The 1,540-nt window shown below is 69.4% G+C and carries 1 pseudogene; it reads left to right on the top strand.

Annotated features, from left to right (window positions below):
* Positions 1–1,540 (top strand): annotated as a pseudogene (locus ACYVN4_RS38270) (AMP-binding protein); the annotation flags it as partial.

Here is a 1,540-nt window from a genome sequence, read left to right as displayed (position 1 = left end):
TGGTCATCGCCAAGCCGGACGGCCACCGCGATCCCGCCTACCTGGCGGATCTGATCATCGAGACCGGTGTCACCACGGCGCACTTCGTGCCGTCGATGATGTCGGTGTTCGTGGCCGGACTGGACGCCGATCCGGACAAGGCCGCCGCCCTGACCTCGCTGGCGCAGGTCTTCGCCTCCGGTGAGGCACTGCCCGCGCCGACCGCGCAGAAGCTGCGCGAGTTGACCGGTGCCCGGGTGCACAACCTGTACGGCCCCACCGAGGCCGCGGTCGACGTCACCTACCACGAGGTCACCGACGCCGACACCGTCTCGGTGCCGATCGGTGCGCCGGTGTTCAACACCCGTGTCTACGTGCTGGATTCGCGTCTGCACCCGGTCGCGCCGGGTGTCGCGGGTGAGCTCTACCTGTCGGGCGTGCAGCTGGCGCGCGGCTATGTCGCGCGACCGGATCTGACCGCGGACCGCTTCGTCGCGGACCCGTTCCACGCCGGTGAGCGCATGTACCGCACCGGCGACCTGGTCAAGTGGACCGGTCGCGGGGAAATCGAATACCTGGGCCGCACCGACTTCCAGGTCAAGCTGCGCGGTCTGCGCATCGAGCTCGGCGAGATCGAGGCCGCGCTCACCGCGGTCGAGTCCATCGCCCAGTCGGTGGTCGTGGTCCGCAGCGACGATCGTCTCGGCGAACAGCTCGTCGGCTACGTCATCCCGGCCGCCGGCCACAGCGTCGATGTCGAGGCCGTGCGCGCCGAACTGCACGACGGCCTGCCCGGCTACATGGTCCCGACCGCGTTCGTGGTGCTGGATGCCTTCCCGCTCAATGCCTCCGGCAAGCTGGATCGCAAGGCNCGGCGTCGGCCGGGTCGGCATGGACGACGACTTCTTCGAGCTCGGCGGCAACTCGCTGATCGCCACCCAGGTCACCGCCCGCCTCGGTGCGGCCCTCGACACGCAGCTCGCCGTGCGCGATCTGTTCGAGGCGTCCACCGTCGCGGCGCTGGCCGCGCGGGTGGAACACAATGCCGGATCCGGGCGTCGTCCGCGCCTGGTCGCCGGCGAACGACCCGCCACGCTGCCGCTGTCCCCGGCACAGCAGCGCTACTGGTTCCTCAACCAGTTCGACACCAGCACTTCGGCGGTCGACAACATTCCGCTGGCGGTGCGCTTCACCGGCGCGCTGGACCTGTATGCCATGCAGCAGGCCATCGGCGATGTGATCGCACGGCACGAGGTGCTGCGCACGGTCTACCCGCGCACCGCCGAGGGCCCGCACCAGGTGGTGCTGTCCACCGCGCAGACCGATCTGACGCTGGTGCCCGAGGACGTGACCGAGGCCGAATTGCTCGGCAAGGTCATCGGATTCGCCATGACCACCTTCGACGTCACCGTCGAGGTGCCGCTGGCCGTCAAGATGTTCCGCATCTCCGACAGCGAGACCGTCCAGCACGTGCTGGCTTTCACCGTCCACCACGTCTCTGCCGACGGCTCCTCCATGGGCCCGATGGCGCGCGACATCATGGCCGCCTACGTGGCCCGGG

This window comes from Nocardia heshunensis, assembly GCF_054782115.1.
This window is presented reverse-complemented; position numbering and strand designations above follow the sequence as displayed.